This window comes from Mycobacterium numidiamassiliense (genome assembly GCF_900157365.1).
In the GTDB taxonomy this organism is placed as follows: Bacteria; Actinomycetota; Actinomycetes; order Mycobacteriales; family Mycobacteriaceae; genus Mycobacterium; species Mycobacterium numidiamassiliense.
Map to the genome: position 1 here is coordinate 1,530,525 of NZ_FUEZ01000004.1, position 24,152 is coordinate 1,554,676.

20 protein-coding genes are annotated in these 24,152 nt (G+C 65.3%); 7 read left to right on the forward strand and 13 right to left on the reverse strand.

What is annotated here, in order from left to right; genetic code table 11:
- Window positions 1–6 precede the first annotated feature (6 nt).
- The 5 genes from MNAB215_RS15980 to MNAB215_RS16000 form a co-directional block, all read right to left on the reverse strand.
- Window positions 7–939 (reverse strand): maleylpyruvate isomerase family mycothiol-dependent enzyme, encoded by a 933-nt coding sequence (locus tag MNAB215_RS15980; protein WP_165691579.1) that lies wholly within the window; start codon window positions 937–939, stop codon window positions 7–9.
- A gap of 14 nt (window positions 940–953) precedes the next feature.
- Window positions 954–1,610 carry a PAS and ANTAR domain-containing protein gene (locus MNAB215_RS15985; protein ID WP_425436463.1) on the reverse strand — a complete coding sequence of 219 codons (657 nt, stop codon included), beginning with the start codon at window positions 1,608–1,610 and terminating at the stop codon, window positions 954–956.
- Window positions 1,611–2,000: 390 nt separating this feature from the next.
- Entirely contained in the window at window positions 2,001–3,281 is a 1,281-nt protein-coding gene (locus MNAB215_RS15990) for an Nramp family divalent metal transporter (RefSeq protein ID WP_245830335.1), read from the reverse strand.
- A 31-nt stretch (window positions 3,282–3,312) separates the two neighbouring features.
- Window positions 3,313–4,389, reverse strand: a complete 1,077-nt coding sequence (locus MNAB215_RS15995) for an NAD(P)H-dependent amine dehydrogenase family protein (RefSeq protein ID WP_077079700.1) — start codon at window positions 4,387–4,389, stop codon at window positions 3,313–3,315.
- Window positions 4,390–4,413: 24 nt separating this feature from the next.
- Window positions 4,414–5,205: an SDR family oxidoreductase gene (locus tag MNAB215_RS16000; protein ID WP_077079701.1), complete on the reverse strand. Its 792-nt coding sequence runs from the start codon at window positions 5,203–5,205 to the stop codon at window positions 4,414–4,416.
- Between the two features lie 226 nt (window positions 5,206–5,431).
- On the opposite strand from MNAB215_RS16000, the gene pstS (MNAB215_RS16005) reads away from it, so the two are divergent.
- The 4 genes from pstS (MNAB215_RS16005) (at window position 5,432) to pstA (ending at window position 9,756) form a co-directional block, all read left to right on the forward strand.
- Window positions 5,432–6,544, forward strand: coding sequence for a phosphate ABC transporter substrate-binding protein PstS (gene pstS, locus MNAB215_RS16005; RefSeq protein WP_077079702.1), 1,113 nt, complete (start codon window positions 5,432–5,434; stop codon window positions 6,542–6,544).
- Window positions 6,545–6,707: 163 nt separating this feature from the next.
- Window positions 6,708–7,823, forward strand: coding sequence for a phosphate ABC transporter substrate-binding protein PstS (gene pstS, locus MNAB215_RS16010; protein WP_077079703.1), 1,116 nt, complete (start codon window positions 6,708–6,710; stop codon window positions 7,821–7,823).
- 11 nt (window positions 7,824–7,834) lie between these two features.
- Entirely contained in the window at window positions 7,835–8,833 is a 999-nt protein-coding gene (gene pstC, locus MNAB215_RS16015) for a phosphate ABC transporter permease subunit PstC (RefSeq protein WP_083746134.1), read from the forward strand.
- Window positions 8,830–9,756, forward strand: a complete 927-nt coding sequence (gene pstA / locus MNAB215_RS16020) for a phosphate ABC transporter permease PstA (RefSeq protein WP_077079705.1) — start codon at window positions 8,830–8,832, stop codon at window positions 9,754–9,756. Before pstC ends, pstA begins: the two co-directional genes overlap by 4 nt.
- Window positions 9,757–9,759: 3 nt before the next feature.
- Here pstA and ku read toward each other — a convergent pair whose 3' ends face one another.
- From ku to MNAB215_RS16045, 5 genes are all read right to left on the reverse strand, one after another.
- Window positions 9,760–10,665, reverse strand: coding sequence for a non-homologous end joining protein Ku (gene ku, locus MNAB215_RS16025; RefSeq protein ID WP_077079706.1), 906 nt, complete (start codon window positions 10,663–10,665; stop codon window positions 9,760–9,762).
- A gap of 303 nt (window positions 10,666–10,968) precedes the next feature.
- A complete protein-coding gene (locus tag MNAB215_RS16030; protein ID WP_077079707.1) occupies window positions 10,969–11,877 on the reverse strand; it encodes a carbohydrate kinase family protein in 909 nt (302 codons plus the stop codon).
- Window positions 11,874–13,286, reverse strand: coding sequence for a mannitol dehydrogenase family protein (locus MNAB215_RS16035; RefSeq protein ID WP_077079708.1), 1,413 nt, complete (start codon window positions 13,284–13,286; stop codon window positions 11,874–11,876). The genes MNAB215_RS16030 and MNAB215_RS16035 overlap by 4 nt, the downstream gene beginning before the upstream one ends.
- Before the next feature lie 122 nt (window positions 13,287–13,408).
- A complete protein-coding gene (locus MNAB215_RS16040; protein WP_077079709.1) occupies window positions 13,409–14,266 on the reverse strand; it encodes an HAD family hydrolase in 858 nt (285 codons plus the stop codon).
- On the reverse strand, window positions 14,263–15,816 hold the full coding sequence (locus MNAB215_RS16045; protein ID WP_083746135.1) for a mannitol dehydrogenase family protein: 1,554 nt from the start codon (window positions 15,814–15,816) through the stop codon (window positions 14,263–14,265). The genes MNAB215_RS16040 and MNAB215_RS16045 overlap by 4 nt, the downstream gene beginning before the upstream one ends.
- Before the next feature lie 130 nt (window positions 15,817–15,946).
- Between MNAB215_RS16045 and MNAB215_RS16050 the strand changes: the two genes are divergently transcribed.
- Window positions 15,947–18,199: an ATP-dependent DNA ligase gene (locus MNAB215_RS16050; protein WP_077079711.1), complete on the forward strand. Its 2,253-nt coding sequence runs from the start codon at window positions 15,947–15,949 to the stop codon at window positions 18,197–18,199.
- Window positions 18,196–20,133, forward strand: coding sequence for a fumarylacetoacetate hydrolase family protein (locus MNAB215_RS16055; protein WP_077079712.1), 1,938 nt, complete (start codon window positions 18,196–18,198; stop codon window positions 20,131–20,133). Before MNAB215_RS16050 ends, MNAB215_RS16055 begins: the two co-directional genes overlap by 4 nt.
- Before the next feature lie 124 nt (window positions 20,134–20,257).
- Here the strand turns inward: MNAB215_RS16055 and MNAB215_RS16060 are convergent, their stop codons facing one another.
- Window positions 20,258–21,175 carry an SAM-dependent methyltransferase gene (locus tag MNAB215_RS16060; protein WP_077079713.1) on the reverse strand — a complete coding sequence of 306 codons (918 nt, stop codon included), beginning with the start codon at window positions 21,173–21,175 and terminating at the stop codon, window positions 20,258–20,260.
- A 52-nt stretch (window positions 21,176–21,227) separates the two neighbouring features.
- On the opposite strand from MNAB215_RS16060, the gene MNAB215_RS16065 reads away from it, so the two are divergent.
- Complete coding sequence (locus tag MNAB215_RS16065; RefSeq protein WP_077079714.1) at window positions 21,228–22,034, forward strand: enoyl-CoA hydratase/isomerase family protein; 807 nt, start codon at window positions 21,228–21,230, stop codon at window positions 22,032–22,034.
- A 3-nt stretch (window positions 22,035–22,037) separates the two neighbouring features.
- On the opposite strand, the gene MNAB215_RS16070 is transcribed toward MNAB215_RS16065, so the two are convergent.
- Together MNAB215_RS16070 and MNAB215_RS16075 are read right to left on the reverse strand one after the other, a co-directional pair.
- Window positions 22,038–22,904: an LLM class flavin-dependent oxidoreductase gene (locus tag MNAB215_RS16070; RefSeq protein ID WP_077079715.1), complete on the reverse strand. Its 867-nt coding sequence runs from the start codon at window positions 22,902–22,904 to the stop codon at window positions 22,038–22,040.
- 93 nt (window positions 22,905–22,997) lie between these two features.
- Window positions 22,998–23,789 (reverse strand): STAS domain-containing protein, encoded by a 792-nt coding sequence (locus MNAB215_RS16075; RefSeq protein ID WP_108637638.1) that lies wholly within the window; start codon window positions 23,787–23,789, stop codon window positions 22,998–23,000.
- Window positions 23,790–24,152: the final 363 nt, after the last annotated feature.

Below are 24,152 nucleotides of genomic sequence, written 5' to 3' on the forward strand. Positions count from 1 at the left end.
ACCGCATCATTCTTCGAGGTCGTTGCGGCGTGGTCGGGTCGCGTCGTTGCTGCAGGCGGGCAAGAGGTTGGTCGGGTCTCCGTGCCAGGGGAGTGCCATCACTTGGCGGACGCTGCGTCGTCCGCCAAAGGCACGAAGGTACTCGAACTCCGAAACATGGAGCACGAGTCGATCTGTCGCGGTATCTGGGTCGCCGAGCTGCACCGTCCCCATCGTCGGAGTGGTCAACCGAACCGCGGGCAGTCCAGTCTGTCGGGCCATACGATCGTAGGTCGTCGTCATGAACGCCAGGGCGACCTCAAACGCGAGATCGCCTGTGCGGCAGCCCGGTTCATTCAGTGCACCGCGAATATCGTACTCGTGGGTGAGAGTATCGAAGACAAGTTGGCAGCCCGATCCTTCGGGAACCAGACTGAGCAGCTCCGTCACCGGATCGATCGTCTGACCCCAGAGGTCCAGCAGGTCGTCAATGCTCTTGCTGCCCAGGCGATCTACCTGTGCAGCCGTCCATTGTTCGGTGCCTTTTCCCTCCATGTTGAGTGACACGATGTCGTCTGCGACGCCGGCCAGGTGCGCAACCGCCTGGCGGATGGTCCAGGCAGGGCAGGCGGGCACCTTCAGCTCAGCGACATCGGCACGGCCGCGCAGCAGGGCGTCGATACGTCTGTAGACGAGGCGGTAGGCCGCCACGGCATCGGAACTGGGCAGCAGTTGGGGCCGCCGACCGCAGTGTGCAACAAGGTCGTCTACCTCTGCGTAACCCATCGGCTGGTTCTGGCGATTCTCCACACCCATGAGCAGCGACCTTACCCGAAAATAAGGAAAATAAGAGAAATATAAGGTATCAATAAGATCAGCATCGAGGAGCTTTTCACTTTGACCCGGCAGTAACGGCCACTGCAGCCAACGGACTGGGCGCGCGGAGCGGCGATCAGCCACCATCGCAGGTTTGGCTAGGCCGCTGTGACGCGTTGGTGGGCAGTCAGGAGCAGGTGATCGTAGGTGCTGCGGGTGGGCAGGGTGTCGTCGTAGGTCAGTTCGAGGAAGTCGGCGGCGAGCCGTTCAGCGAAGGGGCGAAGTTTGACGTTGGTTTCCTGTGATCGCCATTTGAGGATGTCGAATGCCTTGTCGGCGTCGAGGCGATAGACCAGCATCAGCATTCCCTTGGTTTGCTCGATCACGCCACGGTTTTGGGAGATTTCTGCGATAGCGTCGCTGATTGCGTCCTGCAGGGTCGGGGTGACGTCGAGGTAGAAACCGTGGGTGCCGACGACCTCGCCGAGGTCGTCGTGGAGCTGTTCACCGACGACGACCACGTCGCGGGTGCGGCCCTGCGTGTCGATGATGCGGTGCCGGGAGCTGATCGGCGAGCGAGTTTGCTGCACATGGTCGAGGAGCGCGGCCATTTTCGGGCGGTCGTCGGGGTACTTGTGCGACATCACCAGTTCAGTCGTCACGGTGACCGAGCCGGGCTCGTATCCGTGGATCTGGTCGACTTCGGGGGACCATTCCCACCGCCCGTCGGTGAAGTAAAAGCGAAACCAGCCCGCGCGAAGCGCAGTGCCATCGGCAGACAATTCGACCGCTGAGGGATCGTCGCTATCCGTCACTATCGGCTCCTTGAGGAGGCTCGGCAGGTCATCTACCGCCGCCTCGGGTGAGGCGGAAATCGGTGCGGCCACAAGACAACGTGACGGCACGGGTGGTGTCCATTACTTCAGTCATCCCGCGAATCTAGGCACGCGTCGTGGCGAGCCCGACGAGCGTCGACTTCGACGGGTCAGCTTTCGCCGCGTGCACCGTTTCGGCGCGATCTCGCATTGAAGCGATGCTGTGAAGCATCCCTCGTCCGCAGGTTCCGGGCGCACGCCACATTCTTACCCCTTGCGATTAGGCATCGCTACTTAAACGTTCACGCTCTTAACTTTTATCATGCCAGCAACGAACTCAAAGGCCGGCAAGGTCTGCCTGTTCCGGTAGGAGGGAGCTAGACGCGTTTGCTAGTGACCTTTCACGGTCAGATAGATCAGCACCATATTCAGGACGCTCACCAATAACGCGATCGCCCAGCCGATGACCGTCGTAATGGGATGGTTGACATCGCTACCCATCAGCTTGCGGCTGCTCGTCAGCATCACCAGCGGTAGCACTGCGAACGGAATCCCGAAGGACAGCACGACCTGCGAAAGCACCAGCGCGCGAGTCGGATCGAAGCCCAGCGCCAGCACCGCCAGCGCCGGACACAGCGTGATCAACCGGCGCAGCACCATCGGTATCGACTTGTGCAGCAATCCCTGCATGATCATCGCCCCCGCGTAGGCGCCCACCGACGACGACGCCAGGCCCGAGGCGAGCAGCCCGATGGCGAACAGCAGCGCGATCGTCGTCCCCAGCGTGTTGTGGATCGCCGTGTACGCGCCTTCGATCGATGCCGTTTCCGTCTGGCCCTGCAGGTTGATCGCGGCGACCAACAGCATCGCCGCGTTTACGGTTCCCGCGACCGCCATCGCCAGCACGACATCGACCCGGGTGATGCGCAACAACCGGCGCCGCGGCGGGCCGGCCTCGGGATGCCCGTGCCGGTCCAGGGCAAGACCAGAGTGCAGGTACACCGCATGCGGCATCACGGTGGCGCCCAGGATGGCAGCGGCCAGCAACACACTTTCGGCGCCGCGAAAGCGTGGCACCAGCCCGCCGATCACGGCGTCCGGCGGCGGGGTTGCGACGAAGAAACTCGCCGCGAAACCGATGGCGATGACCACGAGCAGGCCGGTGATGACGCGCTCGAAGATGATCTGCCCGCGCCGGTCCTGGATGGACATGAGCAGCAGAGACACCACTCCGGTGATGACCCCGCCGAGCAGCAGCGGCAGACCGAACAAGATGCGCAGGGCGATCGCGCCGCCGACGACTTCGGCGGCATCCGTTGCCACCGCCACGAGTTCGGCCTGGGCCCAAAAGGCCAGCCGCAGTGGGCGATTCATCTGCCTGCCGATCGCCGACGGCAGCGATCGGCCGGTTACCAGCCCGAGTTTCGCCGACAAGTACTGCACCAGGCCCGCCAGCACATTGGCCACCACGACGACCCACAGCAACAGGTAGCCGTACTGCGCGCCGGAACTGACGTTGGCCGCGACGTTGCCCGGATCGACATAGGCGATCGCGGCGACAAACGCCGGCCCGAGCAGATACCAGCTGTTATTCAGCGAGGCCTGCGTGCCCTGCGCCACCGTATCGACCCTCGATCCTCTACCTCGCTCGGTGAGTGTGAGGTTAACCAACGCCGCCGGTAGCGAACCGTGGGGCTACCGCTCACCCGGGAACATAGAGCCCGCGTCCGGGGATCAGCGGCAAATCCAGCGTCGTCACGATGCCGGGGGCGGCGGCCACCACGGCGGGGATCGCGTTGACCACCCGCATCGCGGTGGCGACCAGGCCGGCGTGGTTGTGATCCCCGTTGGGGCTGCTCAGGCAGACGTCCATGGCGTAGGACGGCTCACCTTTGATTTCGATGCGGTAGGAGCCACCCTCCTGTGCGGGCTGCGGCCAATCCGGGCACAGGTCATCGCGCAGCCGGGTGACGTGTTCCAGGACGACGACGGGATCGCCGTCGACCAATCCGAACACCTCGAACCGCAGCGCCGCCGCGGTGCCCTTGGCGATGTGCCCCGAAGCGATCTCGAAGTCCTCGGGGGCCGGCACGCGCACGTAGGTCTGGGCGACGTCGTCGAGCGTGATGCCCAGTCCCGCGGCCATCTGACGGATCACCGATCCCCACGCCAGGCTGAGCACACCGGGCTGCAGCAGCATCGGGATGTCGTCGATCGGCTTACCGAATCCCATGACATCGAACATGACCGCGGCACTGTCGTAGGTGGCGTAGTCGACGATCTCCATGCACCGGATCTGCTGGATGTTCTGACACGTACCGGCCAGGGCCAGCGGCAACAGGTCGTTGGCGAAGCCGGGATCGATGCCGTTGACGTAGACGCTCGAATTGCCTTCTCGTGCAGCGTCTTCGATCGGTTTGATCAGCTCTTCCGGAATGACCTGCCACGGGTATTGCAGGAACACCGGACCGCTGCCGACGATGTTGATCCCGGCTGCCAGGACGCGGCGATAGTCTTCCAGCGCCTCGGGCAGCCGGTTGTCGGCCAGGGCGTTGTAGACGGCGCACCGCGGCCCGGTGGCCAGCACCGCATCCAGATCGGTGCTGGCGAGTACACCGGTCGAATCCTTAAGTCCGGCAAGCTCTGCCGCGTCTTTGCCTGCCTTGGCATCCGAGGACACCCAGACGCCGGTGAGCTCGAACTCCGGGTTGGTGATGAGTGCTCGCAGTGCGTGGATTCCGACATTGCCGGTGCCCAGCTGGACGACGGGGATGGGCATGACTGGCTCCTTAAGCCTGGCGGGTCACAGGTCCGGGACAGGGATGTCGAGATTCGGGTAGGTAAGGCCGCCGTCGACCTCCAGTGTCTTGCCGGTCAGGAAGTTACCGGCCGGCGACGCCAAATACACTGCCGCAGCGGCGATATCGACGGGGTCGCCGAGGCGGCGCATAGGTGTCACCTTCTCCATCGGCTCGCGCAGTTCGTCGTTGGAGGCCACCACGTCCAGTGCGGAAGTCAGGATGGAGCCGGGCGCGATCGCGTTGACCCGGATGCGTGGGCACAGGTCCAGCGCCGCCAGCCGCGTGTAGTGCGCCAGCGCAGCCTTGGCGGTTCCGTAGGCGGCGAAGCCGCGTCCGGCGAGCCGGCCCATGGTGGAGGTGATGTTGATGATGCTGCCCTCGCCCGAGTGCTCGAGCATCAACGGCACCGCGGCCAGCGTCAGGGCGTGGGCGGTGGCGACGTTGAAGGTGAAGGCGTCCTTGAGGTCCTTGGTCGACGTGGTCAGCAGGGTGTTGGGCATGGTGCCACCGACGTTGTTGACGACGATGTCCAGCTTCCCGAAGGCCTCGACGGCCTGGCCGGCCAGCTGGGCGGTGGCCTCGGGATGGGCCAGGTCGGCGGTGACGATGTGCGCCTTGCGCCCGGTGGCGCGGACCTGTTCTGCGACGGCCTCTAGTTGAGATTCCGTACGCGAGGCGATGAGCACATCGGCGCCCGCTTCGGCGAAAGCCAGCGCGATGGCCGCGCCCAGGCCACGGCCAGCGCCGGTTATTACAGCGACTTTGTCGTCGAGACGGAACCTGTCAAGGATCATTGCGGCCTCTCTTCATTGAGCTGTCGGCCGAAACGGTAGCAGCCTCGCCGTCTCGGGTCGTGGCATTTCTGAAACAGGTTCTAGTTTGGCATATCGCTACGGCATGACAGATGCGGCCGGTAAATGGTGGTTGCGATTGCGAACCCGCTGACAGCCTGCGACGATAGCCTGGCAAATTCGCGGAAGGTTAATCTTCTTACGGTTAGCGCCAAGGCTGCGAGGAAGTTTGACGATCAATCGGTTGGGCGCCGCACTGAGCGCTCTGGCGACTGCTGCTCTGGTGCTCTCAGCCTGCGGCGACGACAACAACGCGAGCGGACCCAAAGCGACACCGAGTAAGTCTTCGGCGCCGGTCGGCTGCGGCGGCAAACCGACCCTGAAGGCCAGCGGGTCCACCGCGCAGGCCAACGCGATGACGCGCTTCGTCAGGGCATTCGAGCAGGCCTGCCCAGGCCAGACGGTGAACTACACGCCGAACGGGTCGGGCGCCGGAATCGGCGAATTCACGGGAAACCAAACCGATTTCGCCGGCTCGGACTCAACGTTGATTCCCAGCGAGTACGTCTCGGCCCAACAACGATGTGGCTCGCCCGCGTGGGAACTGCCGGTGGTGTTCGGCCCGATCGCGATCACCTACAACGTCAAGGGACTGACGTCGCTGATTCTCGACGGCGCGACCGCGGCCAGGATCTTCAACGGCGCAGTGAGCCGGTGGAACGATCCCGCGATCCAGGCACTGAACCCGGCTGCCAGCCTGCCCGCCGAGCCGATTCAGGTCATTTTCCGCAGCGACGAGTCCGGGACCTCGGACAACTTCCAGAGATACCTCGACACCGCGGGCGGCGACGCATGGGGCAAGGGCGCCGGCAAGACCTTCAAGGGCGGAGTCGGCGAGGGCGCCAAGGGCAACGAGGGCACGTCGGAAGCCGTCAAAGGCACCGAGGGGGCGATCACCTACAACGAATGGTCCTTCGCCCTGGCGCAACACCTCACCGCGGCCAAGGTCATCACGTCGGCCGGCCCGGTTCCCGTCGAGATAAACACGGACTCGGTAGGCAGAACGATCGCCAGTGCCTACTTTATGAAAAAGGGCAACGACCTCGCCCTGGACACCATCTCGTTCTATCGGCCCAACGAGGCCGGCGCCTACCCGATCGTGCTGGCGACATACGAGATTGTGTGCTCGAAGTATTCCGATCCCCAGGTCGGCACGGCGGTGAAGGCCTTCCTGCAGTCGACAATCGGTGCCGGCCAGGATGGCTTGGCGGACAACGGATATATTCCTATACCGGACGCGTTCAAGTCGAGGTTGTCGAGCGCGGTCAACGCGATTTCGTGATCGTCAGAGGGGGCATGCCACTTCGTCTGACAGAAGACGGTCAAGACAAATTTGCCGAACGTTAACCCGTTCTTACTGTAGCTTCGCGGGCGCGAGGATGACGGTTGGTTTGCGCACTGCGGCTACAGGCTGCGGCGGTCAATCATCTACGTAAGGAAGTGAATTGAAAGTCAACCGGTTTGGCGGCTTGCTGGGTGTGGTGGCTGCGGGAGCACTCGTGGTCTCGGGGTGCGGTAGCGACAACAACGCAAACAGTTCAAGTGCGACCACGGGAGCTTCATCGGGGAAGGTGGCCTGCGGCGGGAAGAAGACGCTCAAAGCCAGCGGGTCGACAGCCCAGGCCAACGCGATGACCCGCTTTGTCAAGGCATTCGAACAGGCCTGCCCGGACCAGACGTTGAACTACACGCCCAACGGATCGGGCGCGGGGATCCGTGAATTCAATGGCAACCAAACCGATTTTGGTGGCTCGGACTCGCCACTGAGCCAAGATGAGTCCACGGCCGCCCAACAGCGCTGCGGCGGCTCGCCCGCGTGGAACTTGCCGACGGTGTTCGGCCCGATCGCGGTCACCTTCAACATCGGCGCGGTGAACTCGCTGAGTCTCGATGCACCCACGCTGGCGAAGATCTTTAACGGCAGCATCACCACGTGGAACGATCCCGCGGTCCAGGCGCTGAATCCCGGTGCGAGCTTGCCAAGTCAGCCGATCCACGTTGTGTTCCGCAGCGACGAGTCCGGCACCACGGACAACTTCCAGAAATATCTCGACGCCGCGTCCAACAACGCCTGGGGCAAGGGAGCCGGCAAGACCTTCAAGGGCGGTGTCGGGGAGGGCGCCAAGGGCAACGACGGCACGTCGGCCGCGGTCAAGGCGACCGACGGGTCGATCACCTACAACGAGTGGTCATTCGCCCAGGCGCAGCACCTGAACACGGCGAAAATCGTTACGTCGGCGGGCCCGGACGCGGTAGCGATCAGCACGGACTCGGTCGGCAAGACGATCGCCGGGGCGGCCGTCAAGGGGCAGGGTAACGACTTGGTGCTCGACACCGGGTCGTTCTACAAGCCCGCCCAGCCCGGCTCCTACCCGATCGTCCTGGCGACGTACGAGGTGGTGTGCTCGAAATATCCTGACGCCCAGGTCGGTACGGCGGTCAAGGCGTTCCTGCAGGCCGCAATTGGTGCGGGCCAGAATGGCTTGGCCGACAATGGATATATTCCTATTCCGGATTCGTTCAAGTCGAGGTTGTCGGCGGCAGTCGACGCGATTAGCTGACCGAGGAAGTCATGACCCCAAGTTCACCGGCTAGTGCGGTGAATCGGGCTGCACAAGGTCAGACCCTCACCGTGGCGAATGTGCGCGCGTTGGGGCGTGCCGACCGGATCTTTCGGACCATCGCGTCCGCCGCCGGTTCGACGGTGGTGTTAGCGGTGGTGCTGATCGCGGTGTTCCTGTTGGTTCGGGCCATCCCGTCGTTGAGTGCGAACCAGGCGAACTTCTTCACCAGCGCCAGATTCGAAACGACGAGTCCGCAGCACCTGGCCTTCGGTATCCGGGACTTGCTGATGGTGACGGTGCTGAGCTCGCTGGCCGCACTGGTGTTGGCTGTCCCGGTCGCGGTCGGGATCGCCGTCTTTCTCACTCAATACGCACCGGCTCGGCTATCGCGTCCGTTTGGCGCCATGGTCGACCTGCTGGCCGCGGTACCGTCGATCGTCTTCGGCTTGTGGGGCATCTTCGTGCTGGCGCCGACGTTAAAGCCGTTGGCGCAGTTCCTGAATCGCAACCTGGGCTGGTTGTTTCTGTTCAAGCACGGCAACGTTTCACTGGCCGGCGGAGGCACCATCTTCACGGCTGCTGTCGTGCTCTCGGCGATGATCCTGCCGATCGTCACCTCGGTGTCGCGCGAAGTCTTTCGGCAGACCCCGCGGATGCAGATCGAGGCGGCCCTGGCCTTGGGTGCCACCAAGTGGGAGGTGGTGCGTATGACAGTGCTGCCGTTCGGCCGCAGCGGTGTCATCGCGGCCTCGATGCTGGGATTGGGCCGGGCGCTGGGGGAGACCGTGGCGGTGCTCATCATCCTGCGTGCCTCCGCGCACCCTGGGCATTGGTCACTGTTCGACGGTGGCTACACGTTTGCTTCCAAGATCGCTTCTGCCGCATCGGAATTCAGCGAACGACTACCCACGGGAGCGTACATCTCCGCCGGGCTTGCGCTCTTCGTGTTGACGTTCGTCGTCAACGTGGCCGCTCGCGCGATCGCGGGCGGGAAGGTCAACGGATGAACCTGGATACGCTGGAAAAGCCGGTCAAAGTGGCGGTGTTCGAGCGCGTCGCGATTCGGCGTCGGCTTGCGAACGGTATCGCGACTCTCTTTTTCTTCGCAGCGTTCATCGTGGCGCTCGTCCCGCTGGTCTGGGTGCTGTCGGTGGTGGTCAGCCGAGGCTGGTACGCCGTGACGCGGTCGGGCTGGTGGACGCACTCGCTGCGTGGCGTGCTACCTGAACAGTTGGCGGGCGGCGTGTACCACGCGCTGTATGGGACGTTGATGCAGGCCGGCATTGCCGCGATCATGGCCGTGCCGCTGGGCTTGATGACCGCGATATTCCTAGCGGAATACGGTTCTACGCGGCTGGCGCGGGTGACCACCTTTATGGTCGACGTGCTCGCCGGGGTGCCGTCGATTGTGGCGGCGCTGTTCATTTTCAGCCTGTGGATCGCCACCCTGGGATTTCAGCAGTCAGGTTTTGCGGTGTCGTTGGCGTTGGTCCTGCTGATGCTGCCGGTGGTGGTGCGCTCGGCCGAGGAGATGCTCCGGCTGGTGCCCGACGAATTGCGAGAAGCCAGCTACGCGTTGGGCGTTGCCAAGTGGAAGACCATCGTGCGCATTGTCGTTCCCATGGCGGCGCCGGGCATCGCGGCCGGGGTGTTGTTGTCGGTGGCCCGCGTGATCGGTGAGACCGCACCGGTGCTGGTGCTGGTCGGATACACCCGCTCGATCAACTTCGACATGCTGCACGGCAACATGGCGTCGCTGCCGCTGCTGATTTACACCGAACTCACCAACCCCCAGCACGCCGGTTTCCAGCGGGTGTGGGGCGCGGCCCTGACCCTGATCATCATGGTGACCGCGATATATCTGACCGTCGCGGCGATCCGGCTGCTGATGAAGCGACCCACCAGGGTCCGTCGATACCTGAGGGCCTGAGACCTAGGACTTTGACGCGGCTTTCGCCGGCGACTTCTTGGCGGCGGCTTTCTTCGCCGGGGCCTTCTTGGCCGGTGCCTTCTTCGCCGCCGTCTTCTTCGCCGGTGCGTTACCGCCGCCGGAGCGTGCCTTCACGCTGGCCTCGAGCTTGGCGAGCAGATCGGAGACGTCTTCGGTCTCGTCCAGCTCTTTGGGCTTTTCCTCGGTGGTAAAGGCTTCTCCGCCTTCGAGTTTGGCTTGGACCAGCTCGTGCAGCTGCTCCTGGTAATTGTCGTGGTAGCGGTCGGGGTTGAAATCCTCGGCCATCGAGTCCACCACCTGCCCGGCCATCTTGAGTTCCGCGGGCTTGATCTCGACCTCCTTGTCCAGCACCGGGAAGTCGGGATCGCGAATCTCGTCCGGCCACAACAGGGTGTGGATGACCATGACGTTGCGCTTCCCAAAGTCCTTGACGCGCAACGCCGCCAGCCGGGTCTTGTTGCGCAGCGTGAAATGGACGATGGCCATCCGGTCGGTCTCGGCAAGCGTCTTGGCAAGCAGCACATACGATTTCGATGACTTGGAGTCGGGCTCCAGGAAGTAACTGCGATCGAACATCATCGGGTCGACCTCGCTGGCGGGGACGAACTCCAGCACTTCGATCTCCCGGGTGCGTTCTTCGGGCAGGGTGGAGATGTCGTCGTCGGTGATCACCACCATTTGGCCGTCCTCAGATTCATAGGCGCGGGCGATGTCACGGTATTCGACGACCTCGCCGTCCACTTCGCACACGCGTTGGTACCGGATGCGACCGTTGTCCTTGGCGTGCACCTGATGAAACTTGATGTCATGGTCTTCGGTGGCGCTGTACACCTTGACCGGGACGTTGACGAGCCCGAATGCGATCGAACCCTTCCAGATGGAGCGCATGCAGTCAGTATGCCCATAGGACCGGTCGCAAAACAGTGCGGCAGGCCCGCAAGCAGGGATTGAGCTGGGATTGTGCGGATTGCCCGCCTCCGAGCGACAACGTACTAGAGGGGTTCGTGATGGAGTCATGCCGCTACGGGTTGTCGCTGTGAGGCGGGCAAACAGGTACCGGGTCAGTGTGGACGATTCGGCGAAAATCGTTGGGGATCGCGGCGATCGCGTCGCATCGGCGATCACGACCTCCTCGCCGCTTCCGGCGGGTGAAATGACCAGGGGGAGCCGCGGATTGAGCGGTCCGCACGCCTAACGACGCGACGCGGCCTCGAGCGCGGCCCGATCGGGCAGGTCAGCTCCCGCGCGAGCGACCGTCAGCGCCGACGACAGGCTCGCCTCTTCGAGCGCGGCCGTCAGCGCGTCCACCGCGATCCCACGCAACGCGGTGCGCCGGTCACCGCCCAACAGGCCCAATCCCCACAGTGCGTCGAGCAGACCCGCCATGAAGGAGTCACCGGCGCCGACGGTGTCGACCACGCGCACGGCGCGCGTCGGCACCCGTGCGACCCCTGCCGCACAGAAAGCCACCGCGCCCCGGTCGGCCATCGTCACCGCCACGATGGCGGGACCCAACCCCAGCCACGTCCGCGCGATCTGCTCGGGCGGGCGAGCGGGGTCGATCCAGTGCAGGTCTTCCTCGCTGACTTTCACGATGTCGCTGCGTTCGACGAGATGCTCGATGCGTGCGACGGCCGACTCCCGGTCGGCGATCAGCGACGGTCGCACGTTGGGGTCGAAGGTGATCGTGGCCGAGACGCGATAGGTGTCGATCAGTGCCGCGACCGCCAGGCAGCCTGGATCCTGCACCGCGGCAATCGATCCGGTGTGGACGAAAAGCGGTGGGGCAACCGGCGGCGTTCCGGAAAGCCGCCAGTCCAGATCGAACACATAGTCGGCCGACCCGTCCGCCGCGATGGTTGACCGCGCAGTCGCAGTGCGCTTCGCCGACCGGCTCTCTGAAATAAGTTGCACCCCAGCGGCTTCGACGTAGTCAGTGATGCGCTGGCCATACGCGTCGTCGGCGATGTAGGTCAGGAAGTCCACGGCGCGGCCCAGCCGGCCCAGTCCGACGGCGACGTTGAGCGGGCTGCCGCCGACATGCTCGTCGCCGCCGACGATGTCGATCAACGCCTCCCCGACCACCAGCCCGCGGGTCATTGCAGCAATGCCTCCAGCGTCGCCCGAGCCCCCTTGTGGTGCAACGACTCTAAAGCCCAGCCGTATGCCTGGACGAAGCGCGGCTGATGGGCCAGATCGCCGAACACCGCGGCGATCTCGATGAACGCGGTGGGGTTGTCGTACTGCGAGCGGGCGATCGGGATGAGCGAATCCGCCAGCTGATCCACCACCTCGTATGGCTCACCCCATTCGTCGGTGCCCTCGGCGTAGCGAGCCCAGCTCGCCACCGCCGCGGCCGCCAGCCGAACCGAACCGTCGCTGGCCAAGTTGTCGTTGATCACCGGCAGCAGCCACTTCGGGATGCGATCCGACGAGAAGGCGCACAACCGCGACACCGTGTCGCGCACACCCGGATTGGAGAACCGCTCGATCAGCGTGCGGCTGAACTCATGCAGGTCGATCCCGGGCACTGGTAACAGCGTCGGGATAGCCTCGGATTCGAAATAGGCAAGCAGGAATTCGGCGAAAACCGGGTCGCTCGCCGCCTCGTGGACGAACTCGAATCCGCACAGATGAGCGAAGTAGGCCAGGCACTGATGCCCCGCGTTGAGCAGGCGTAGCTTCATCAACTCGTACGGGGCGACATCGTCGACCAGCAGCACGCCCGCCTGCTCCAGCGGCGGCCTGCCATCGGCGAACTTGTCTTCGAGCACCCAGGCGGCGAACGGCTCGGCCACCACCGGCCAACGGTCGTTCACGCCAAAGTCGCGTCGCACTTCTTCGGCCATCTGCAGTGTCGTGGCCGGGGTGATCCGGTCGACCATCGAACTCGGGAACTCAACGTGATCGCCCACCCACTCGGCGAGCTCGGGGTCTCGGCTTTCGGCGTTCGCGAGGACCGCCCGCCCGGCGATCTCACCGTTGTTCTCGATGTTGTCGCACGACACGATGGTCGGCGCGGCGATCCCGCGACGGCGTCGCCGGTCCAAAGCCTCCACGATCAACGCGAACGCCGGCCCGTCCGGGTCGCGATAACCGCCCTCGGTGATGGTCAGCGAAATGATCCGGGTCGTCGGCGCGGCCAGCAGTTCCAACGCCGACTCGGGATCGTCGGGCGCGTAGCGGTAGTCGATGATCGAGCCGATGACGTGTGCGTCCCGGCCGCCGTCGGGCTTCTCCAGAATCAGCGTGTAGAGGCCGTCCTGGTCGGTCAGCACATCGCGCATCGTCCAGTCGCCGGGCATCACCCCAACCCCGCAGATGCCCCACTCGTGCGCGAGGCCCTTTCGCAGCAACCTGTCGATGTACATCGCCTGATGAGCCCGGTGAAAGTGACCGGTCCCGATGTGGGCGATGCCGACGCGCACGCTGCTGCGGTCGTAGTTCGGCGCCTCGATCGGCAGCGCGGCGAGCGACGCATTGTTCAGGTTGATCGCGCTAGCCTCCATTGGCCAACTCCTCCCCGGGGCACGGCCCGGATCGTCATCGGACTCCCAACACCTTTCGACAGTACGGCGGCAGGTATGGGCGGACCACCATCCGCTCGCTGCCGCCGGACGTCCTAGGACGCCTAGATGCGCCCTGATCCCGCGCTGGTGGCCGTCGACAACAGCAGGACGTCAGCGAGGGCACGCCACGAATCGGTGATCGCGACGGCGCCGGCATCGATCAATTCCGCACGGCGGCTTTGCCTTTCGTCGGGCAACAGGAACGTCACGTTGCCGACGGTGGCGTAGCCGGCGGCGACCGCGGAGCTCACCCCGGCGACGGAGTCCTCGACGGCCAGTCCTTGATGAGCCTCGACGCCCAGTACTTGGCCGGCATGCAGATACACCGCGGGGTCGGGTTTGCTTGTCGGCACCGGAAGAGAATCCTCCGCGCTGAAGGTCACCGCCTCCGCTATCAGTGCGTCAAGACCCGTGGCGGCGAAGCACGCGCGCAGCCGCTTGGTGGCGCTGGAGCTGACCGCCGCCAGCGCGTAGTGCGGCGCAAGGTCCCGCAACGGCTCCAGCACCTGCGGATCGGGTGTCAACGTGACAGCCAGATGAGCGCTGACCCGTTCGCGCTCTTCGCGCACCCATTGCTCGAGTTCGTCGGCGGACAACGCGTTGCCACTCGCCAGGTCGCCGGCCGAGGCGACCACCGCTGCCGGACGGCCCTGTGCCAGCGTCGGATCGAGCGGCACCTCGCACTGGACCGCCAGGTCGAGGGCCGTGGTGCGGAAGTTTTTCCCGACGGCCCGCTTGCGCAACTCCTCGGAGCTGAGCGGAGCGGTCACGCCGAACCTGGCCAGGAAACGATTCGTCACCTCGGTCGAGGCGTCGAACGCCGGCCTCTCCGACCCGAACAGGTTGTCGTCGGCGTCCAGGAGCAGGGTGGTGATCGGCGCCGGGTCGAACGTGCGCACAAAGGTCAGCCCGTCACTCATCGCGACACCAACTCCCGCTCGCCGTTGCGCATCGCGTCACGCAGCGTGGGCACCACACCGCGCTCGTCGATGTCGGCAATCATGTCGCTCAGGCGCTCCGCGAAGCCGGGAACCGCGCGCACCTCGGTGAACATTTCCTGCCCCAACAGCGGATCGGGGTTGCTGGTCGCCATGGTCGCCAACTTAACCACCGGAATCGCCTGCGAGTCCTCGAGGCTGATCTTGCGGCCCTTGAGGTCGCGGCCGTGCATGTACCGGGCCCACCCGGCCACAGCCAACATCAGCAACGTGTGCGGCCTGCCCTGTGCGATCGCCTCCTGCAGCGACGGCAGCACAAACTGCGCTACCTTGCTCGTTCCCCGCCGAGCCAGCCGCGACAGCTGGTCACTCATCCGCGGATTGCTGAGCCGCTCGAGCAAGCTGGCCCGATACTCGGGGGTGTTCATCCCGGGGACCGGGGGCAACAGAGGCTGAATCTCGTCGCCCAGGAGCGTCTCGATGTAGTTGAAGATGACGCGGTCCCGCATCGCCTCGTCGGTGCGCTGGTAACCGGCCAATGTGGCCAGACACCCGAGCGCGATGTGGGATCCGTTGAGCAGACGGGTCTTCATCAGCTTGTGGTCGCTGACGTCGGCGACGAATTCGGCACCGACCTCGTCGAGCGGCGGGCGCCCGTTGCAGAAGGAATCCTCGATCACCCACTGGCGGTACGGCTCGGTCACGACCGGCCATTTGTCGGCGACGCCGAACTCCTGCTCGACGAACTTGCGCTCCGACTTCGAGGTCTGCGGAGTGATGCGGTCCACCATGGTCGACGGGAACGCGACATGCGTGTCGATCCAGCGGGCCAGACCGGGATCCTTCAGGGCCGCGAACGACACCAGCGCGGTCCTCGCCGGCTGGGTGTCGCCGGGAATGTTGTCGCAGCAGAGCACCGTGAAAGGCGCGACTCCCGCGCGTCGACGCTGGTCGAGAGCTTCGGCCAGGTGTCCCCATGCGGTGGAGTAGTTGTCGGACGCGACGAGGTCGGCACGCACGTCGGGGTTTTCGGCGTCGAATTCGTCGGTGACCGGGTTCAGGAAGTATCCGTTACCGGTGATGGTCAGGCTGACGATGCGGGTCTGGGGATCTACCAGGGCCGCGCGCACGGCGGCGCCGTCGTTCGGCGCGTAGTGCACCGAGCCGATCGAACCGACCACCCGCGCTATCTGGCGGTCATGGCCGCGCTGTACGACGGTGTACAGCCCGTCCTGAGCCGACAGCAGGTCCTTGACGTCGCGGGAACGCAGGCTGACGCCGGTGACCCCCCACTGATCGGAGATGCCCTTGCGAGCCAGGTCGTCGAAGTAGACGGCCTGGTGTGCGCGGTGGAAGTTGCCCGCACCGATGTGGACGACCCCTCTACCCAGGGCCGACCGATCGTAGGTCGGCACGTCGACGCGCTGTGAATGCACTCCTAACGTCGCGTCGCTCAATGGCACCCCACCGCTGGGACGCCAGGGGAGCGAAATGATGTCGAACGCTGTCTCTCTCTGCCCGAGTTGAAACATTCGGTCCTTGTGCCCCGATGTGACCGCCGGTCTAACCCTTCCGTGGGTCATGTCACAAATGAAATCGACCGCCAGGCGATAACCGGTGGTCAAGGCAGTTAACACGCGTGAAACGCGTAAGTTGACTTTTATGGCACCGCGGGTGAAGTTGACCAACCCCGACAAGGTGCTCTACCCCGCCACCGGCACCACGAAGTCCGAGATCTTCGACTACTACACCCGCATCGCCGAGGTGATGGTGCCGCACATCGCCGGCCGGCCGGCGACCCGCAAGCGCTGGCCCAACGGTGTTGAGCAGTCTTCGTTTTTCGAAAAACAGCTGGCTTCGTCGGCGCCCGATTGGTTGCCCCGCGCCAGCGTTTCCCACCGGTCCGGCACGACGACGTATCCGATCATCGACAGCGCCGACGGGCTGGCCTGGATCGCGCAACAGGCGGCTCTGGAGGTCCACGTGCCGCAGTGGCGGTTCGTCGCCGAGTGGACGCGCAAGGGCGAAGAACTCAAACCAGGTCCGGCAACGCGATTGGTGTTCGACTTGGATCCCGGCGAAGGCGTGACGATGATGCAGCTCGCCAAGGTCGCACGCGCCGTTCGGGATCTGATCGCCGACATCGGCCTGACCACGTTTCCGCTCACCAGCGGGAGCAAGGGCCTGCACCTCTATAGCCCGCTGGACAAGCCGGTCAGCAGCCAGGGTGCGGTGACGTTGGCCAAACGTGTTGCCCAGCAATTGGAAACGTCGATGCCCAAGCTGGTCACGGCCACCATGACCAAGAGCCTGCGGGCGGGCAAGGTGTTCGTGGACTGGAGCCAGAACAGCGGGTCGAAGACCACCATTGCGCCGTATTCGCTGCGTGGCCGCGAGTATCCGACCGTCGCCGCGCCGCGCAGCTGGGAGGAGCTCGACGACAAGAAGCTTCGCCAGCTGCGCTACGACGAAGTGCTCCAGCGGGTCGAGCGCGACGGAGACCTGCTGGCGCAGTTGGACGCCGACGTACACGTCCCCGATCGGCTGTCCAAATATCGCGACATGCGCGACGCGTCGAAAACCCCCGAACCGGTGCCGATCTCCAAACCTGTTGGTGGCGAGGGTAATACCTTTGTCATCCAGGAGCACCACGCCCGCCGGCTGCACTACGACTTCCGCCTCGAACGCGACGGCGTGCTGGTGTCGTGGGCCGTTCCGAAGAACCTGCCCGAGACCACGTCGGTGAACCATCTGGCGGTGCACACCGAGGACCATCCGCTGGAATACGGCGGCTTCGAGGGCACCATCCCCAAGGGGGAGTACGGCGCAGGCAAGGTGCTCATCTGGGATTCCGGAACCTACGAGGCCGAGAAGTTCCGCGATGACGAGGTCATCGTCACCCTGCACGGCAGCCGAATCTCAGGGCGCTACGCGCTGATTCAAACTAACGGCGACCAGTGGCTTGCCCACCGGATGAAGGACCAGAAGGTCTTCGAGTTCGACGAGCTCGCACCCATGCTCGCGTCGGAGGGATCGGTGGCGGCGCTGAAACCCAGCCAGTGGGCCTTCGAGGGCAAATGGGACGGCTACCGACTGCTGGTCGACGCCGACCACGGAACCGTGCGGCTGCGGTCGCGCAGCGGGCGCGACGTCACCGGGGAGTATCCCCAATTGCGCTCCCTGGCGGCAGATCTCACCGACCACCACGCCGTGCTCGACGGCGAGGTCGTCGCGCTCGATGCCTCCGGTGTGCCCAGCTTCAACGAGATGCAGAACCGGGGTCGCGCCACCAGCGTGCAGTACTGGGCATTCGATCTGCTCTACCTGGACGGGCGTTCGCTGCTGCGGGCCAAGTACTCCGATCGGCGCAAACTTCTCGAAACATTATCCCAGGCAAGCAGTCTCATCGTTCCCGACCTGTTGCCCGGTGATAGTGGCGAGGCGCTCGACCGTTCCGCGCAGCGCGGCTGGGAGGGTGTGATCGCCAAGCGGCGCGACTCCACTTACCAGCCGGGGCGGCGATCGGCGTCCTGGGTCAAGGACAAGCACTGGAAGACCCAGGAAATCGTCATCGGCGGCTGGAAAGCCGGCGAGGGCGGGCGCAGCAGTGGCATCGGCGCGCTGCTCATGGGCATCCCGAGCGACGGCGGGCTGCATTTCGCGGGACGGGTGGGCACCGGCTTCACCGAACGCGACCTGGCCAACCTCAAGAAGACGTTGGCGCCGCTGCACACCGACCGCTCGCCGTTCGACGCTCCGCTTCCCTCACGCGACGCCAGGGGCGTGACGTTCGTCGAACCGGTTCTGGTCGGCGAGGTTCGTTACAGCGAATGGACACCGGATGGCCGCCTGCGGCAATCGAGTTGGCGCGGGCTACGGTCGGACAAGGAACCGAGTGAGGTGGTGCGCGAATGAAATGGGTGACGTATCGAAGCGCCGGCGAGCAGCGGACCGGGGTGCTTTCCGGCGACCAGATTTACGCGGCGGCGCCGGGTGTGACGTTGCTGGAGCTGGTCGGCCGCGGCACCGAGGGGCTGCGGCAGGCCGGCGAGGAGGCGCTGCGTTCGGCGTCGGACGTCGTGCGACTCGACGACGTCACGCTGCTGGCACCGATACCGCGCCCGCCGTCGATCCGCGACTCGTTGTGCTTTCTGGACCACATGCGCAACTGCCAGGCCGTCCTAGGCGCCGGCCGCGAGCTCGCCGACAGCTGGTATCGCATTCCCGCGTTCTACTTCGCCTGTCCGGCAACGGTTCTCGGCCCCTACGACGACGTGTCGATTGCGCCCGGAAGTGCTTGGCAGGACTTCGAACTGGAGATCGGCGCGGTCATCGGGACGACGGGCAAAGACCTGACGGTCGAGCAGGCCGAACAGGCAATCATCGGCTACACGATCTTCAACGACTGGTCGGCGCGAGACCTGCAGCAGCTGGAAAGCCAGCTGGCGATCGGGCAGGCCAAGGGCAAGGACAGCGGGGTCACGCTGGGTCCCTACCTGGTCACCGCCGACGAGCTGGAACCCTACCGGCGCGACGGCAAGCTTGCCCTGCAAGTCAGCGCGCTGGTCAACGACAGCGAGATCGGGTCGGGCTCGACCGACCAGATGGATTGGAGTTTCGCCGAAGTCATCTCTTACGCGTCGCGCGGCGTAACACTAAGCCCCGGTGACGTTTTCGGCTCCGGCACGGTGCCCACCTGCACGCTCATCGAGCACCTGAGCCTGACCGCGCTGGAATCGTTCCCCGGCTGGCTGCACGACGGCGACGTCGTCACGTTGCGGGTGCAGGGACTGGGGGAGACGCGGCAGACCGTGCGCGCCAGCCGCGCGCCGCACCCGTTGGCCGCGCGACCCAACCCGGATGCCCCGCCGAAGCCCGTTCGGGTCAACCGGGCGCCGGCCCGGGTGCCCTACACCCGCGGGCTGCACAAGGTCGCCGACAAGGTGTGGGCATGGACGCTGCCGGACGGCGGCTACGGCTGGAGCAACGCCGGGCTGATCGCCGGCGACGGCGCCACGTTGCTTGTCGACACGCTGTTCGACCTGGCGCTGACCCGCGAGATGCTGGCCGCTATGCAGCCGATCACCGACGGCGCACCCATCACCGATGCGCTGATCACGCATTCCAACGGCGACCACACGCACGGCAACCAACTGCTCGACGCGTCGGTGCGGATCCTCGCCGCCAAGGAGACCGCCGAGGAGATCGCGCACGGAATGCCGCCGGAGTTGCTGGCCATGACGCAGACCGGCAACCTCGGTCCGGTCGCGACGCCGTATGCGCGAGAACGGTTCGGGCACTTCGACTTCAGTGGCATCGCCATGCGCAACGCCGACGAGACCTTCGACCGCGACCTCACCATCGACGTCGGTGGCAGGCGAATCGATCTGCTGAACCTGGGCCCGGCCCACACCGCCGCGGACTCCGTGGTGCATGTGCCCGACGCCGGGGTGCTGTTCGGCGGCGATCTGCTTTTCATCGGCTGCACCCCGATCGTGTGGGCCGGCCCGATCGCCAACTGGATCGCTGCCTGCGACGCGATGATCGCGCTGGACGCGCCGATCGTGGTGCCCGGCCACGGCCCCGTCACCGACCCCGACGGCATCCGCGCGGTCCGCGGCTATCTCGCGCACGTCGACGAGCAGGCCGAGGCCGCCTACCGCAAGGGCCTGTCCTGGTCGGAGGCCGCCGACACGATCGACCTCGGTGAGTACGCCAGCTGGCTGGACGCCGAACGCGTCGTCGTCAACGTCTATCAGCGCTACCGCGAACTGGACCCCGACACCCCCGAGCTCGAGGTGCTGGCGCTGCTGGTGATGCAGGCCGAGTGGTTAGCCAAACGCGGCTAGGCTCAGGCCGCCATCAAGCGTGCGCTGATGGCGTCAAATGTGCAGCCAGGGCGAAGATTTCGGCATTTTTCCGCCCTAGGCGCACACTCGACGCCCTAGGCGCACACGCGACGCCGATCGCGGCCTAAAGCACCGCCGTGACGAACCCGATGGTGGCCGCCGGAACCTGATCCGAAAAGGCCGTCCGAATTTCGGGCAGACCGGCGGCGAGGAATAGGTCGGCGAGGGAGGACCTAAGCACGTCCCAGCCGCGGGCGTGCAGATGCGCCGCGATGTCGGTGTGCTCACCGGGGTAGGCCAAATTGGCGACATCCAGTTCCAAGCCGTGCCGTCGCCACGTCTCGGCCAGCCGCTGGGCCTGTTCGCGCGCCTCCGGCGAGGTTCCGGCGACCGAGCCGTAATCTGCGGCGAACCGGCTGTCTGCGGCGCTCAACGAAATGACGTCGTCCATCAGCCGGACCTCGGCCTCCGGTGGCAGCCAGCCGATGAGCACACCTTCGGCCAGCCACGCGGTTGGCTGGCTGGCGTCGAAGCCGGCCTCCCGAAGTGCGGCCGGCCAATCCTCGCGCAGGTCGATGCCTACCGTGCGGTAGTCGGTGGTGGGCGTCGCGCCGATCTTCGACAGCGTCGAGGTCTTGAACTCGATCACCTCCGGCTGGTCGATCTCATACACCGTCGTGCCCGCCGGCCAGGACAGCCGGTAGGCCCGGCTGTCCAGCCCGGCCGCGACGATGACCACCTGCCGGATGCCCGCCTGCGTGACCTGGCTGAAGTAATCGTCGTAAAACCGGGCCCGCGCGGCGAAAGTGTCGGTCATCCGCGGGAAGCCCACGCCGCCGTCCTCGGCTTCGAAGTCGAGCTCGCCGGCGGCGAGCCGATTGAACACGTCAATGCCGACCGCGCGCACCAGCGGCTCCGCGAAAGGGTCGTCGATGATCGGCTGCGGGCGCCTGGTCGCGGCGGCTCGTGCCGCGGCGACCATGGTGGCGGTGGCGCCCACGCTGCTGGCCAGGTCCCAAGTGTCATCGTCTGTACGTGTCATGAATCCACGGTATGCCTGCTCGGTAAACGGCCAAGTCGCATACGGTTCCGTTATGCCTGCAGTAGAACTGGACACCCTCGACGACAACATCGCCTGCATCACCCTGAACCGTCCGGAGCGCCTGAACGCCATCGACGGATCGCTGATCAACGGAGTCGACGCCGCTCTGGATGCGCTGAACGACGGCGCTTTTCGAGTGGCGATTCTGACCGGTGCGGGCCGCGGATTCTGCGCCGGCGCCGATCTCAGTGGCACCGGTGAACCGTGGGTGGACAGCCGCGAGTCGACCCCGGCATTCAAGGTCAACTACGACTCCCAGGTCCGGCTGGCGAATCTGTACACCCGGATCTACGAACTGGACATCCCGGTGATCGCGGCGGTCAACGGTGTCGCTGTCGGCGGCGGGCTGGCCTTCACGTTGGTCAGCGACATTCGGGTCGCATCCGAACACGCCAGGTTCGGGTCGGTATTCATCAAGGCGGGGTTCTCGTCGATGGACATGGGCACCAGCTACCTGCTGCCGAAGATCGTCGGCGCCGGCGTCGCGCGTGAACTGATGCTGACCGGTCGCATCATCGACGCCGACGAGGCCTACCGCATCAAGCTGGTGCATGAGGTGGTGCCGGCCGACGAGCTGATGGCGGCGGCCCTGCGAAAGGCCCGCGAGATCGCGGGGAACAACGCATACGGCGTGTGGCAGACCAAGATTGGCCTCAACGCGGCGCTGGACGCGCCCAGCCTGCGGCACGCCATCGAAATCGAGAACCGCACCCAGATCCTCAGCGGCTTCACCAATAATCCGCTCGAGGCCGCTACGGCGCACATGGAAAAGCGCGCCCCGACGTGGGATCCCCTGTGACGGTTAGACCTTCGCGATCACATTCTCGGCGAACCACTCCAGGTTGCGGACCTTGTCCTGAAGCGCCTCGGTGTCTTTGCCCATGATGTAAGGGATGCGGAAGCCGACGATGACGTCGGTGACGCCCTTGTCCTCGAGCCGCTTGATGCCGTCCGGGGTGTACGCGTCCGCCGAGATCACGTGGATCTCGAACGGGCCGGTCTTGCCCGCCTCCTCGCGATACTTTTTGAGCTTGGTGATCAGCCCGTCGAGTTCCTCGGGATCGCCGCCGCCATGCATCCAGCCGTCCAGTCGCGCGGCACGCCGCAGGGCCGCGTCGGCGTGGCCGCCGATCAGGATCGGGATCGGCTTGGTCGGGGCGGGGGTCATCTTGGTCTTGGGGATGTCGTAGAACTCGCCGTGGAATTCGAAGTAGTCGCCTGCGGTGAGGCCCTGGATGATCTCGATGCATTCGTCCATCCGCTTGCCGCGCTTGGCGAACGGCACGCCGAGCAGCTCGTAGTCCTCGGGCCACGGGCTGGTGCCCACCCCGAAGCCCACCCGGTTGTCGGTCATTGCGGCAAGCGAGCCAATCTGCTTGGCCACCAACGCCGGCGGGCGGATGGGCAGTTTGAGGACGAAGAAGTTGAAGTGCAGCGTCGACGTCACCGCGCCCAATGCCGATGTCAGCACGAAGGTTTCGATGAACTCCTTGCCGTCCAGGAACTCGCGGTTGCCGTCGGGGGTGTAGGGGTACTTCGAGTCGGATTCGAAGGGGTAGGCGATGCTGTCGGCGATCGTCATGGCGTGATACCCGGCGGCCTCCGCCGCCTTGGCCAACGGGATGTAGTACCGAAAGTCCGTCATTGCCTCTGCATACGTAAACCGCACGTCATCCGCCTTCCGTGAGAGACCGTTATCCGAGACTAGAACGTGTTCTAGTTTGGCTCACGCGCGGGTCCCCGCCGACCTGGGTCCCCGCGGCTACAGCTGGTTCTCGGGGCCGATGACGGCCCAGACCGTCTTGCCCGACGAGGTGGGTGTGCTGCCCCACGCGCGCGACAGCGCGTCGACAATCGCCAGGCCCGAGACATCGATGCCCTGCGCAGGCGACGGCAGCCGCTTGGCCGGGGCGGTGCTCTCGTCGGACACCGCGATGGTCGCCGTCGCGCCGTCCGTCTCGAGGCGCATCACCGGGATGCTGCCGGTGTGTTCGAGCACGTTCTCCACGAAGACGTTGACGACCACCAGCGCGACCGGAATGAACGCGGGCCGCGACCATTCGGTGAGCCACTGGCGCACCAGGCGGCGCGACTCGCGCAGGCTGGTCAGGTTCGCGGGCAGCTGGGTGTCGCTGCGGTGGACGGTGCGACGGGTCAGCTTGGCGAGCGCCTTCGTCGCGCCTTTCTCGGTCGAATACACCGGCATGAATCGGGTGACCTCACTGCGGTCGAGCGCATCGCGGGTACCGCGATCACCACTGACCAGCACGATCGGCGCGGTGCTCTCGATGCTCAGCTGCAGGTATGCGCTGATGAAGGCCGACAGCGCCGACTCCGCGGGGACCTGAAGGGCGCTGATATCGACGATGACGGCCGACGGCGCGTCGAGCGCGGCCTTGCGAATGCTGTCGCGCAGCGCCGCGGAATTGCTGGCGTCGAGAACGCCCCCGACGGTCAGGATCGCGGCCGACTGATCGGTCCGGGTCTCCACGGCCAGCGAGCCAGGGGACTCGGCGAGCGCACTCACCGCGGGCGGTCCTTTCCGTTCAGGCATCTAACCTCGCTGATCGCGACACCTGACCCGCTGCCGCGCGGGTGCGGGTGTCTTCGGTGCCGGTGGGGCATCCGAATCGTAACGCGGTCGAACGGCAACTCAAGGTCACGATCTGGCTAGGAATCATGCGGGGTGCGGCAGCGTCATCGAGCAGAGACCGCCGTGAGCCCGCGCGGAACTCGCCTTGACCGTGCGCCTGCGACGGATCGACCGCTGCCACCCCGACCATGCTGTTCTCATCTATCGTGTCGTGTGCGCCGGCGCGCAAATCCATGGAGCCAACCTCTTCGCGCGTGTGGCCACTTCCAATGTTTGATTGAAATCAGCCTAGCGAGACTACCCCATTTAACGGCCGTCAAGTCA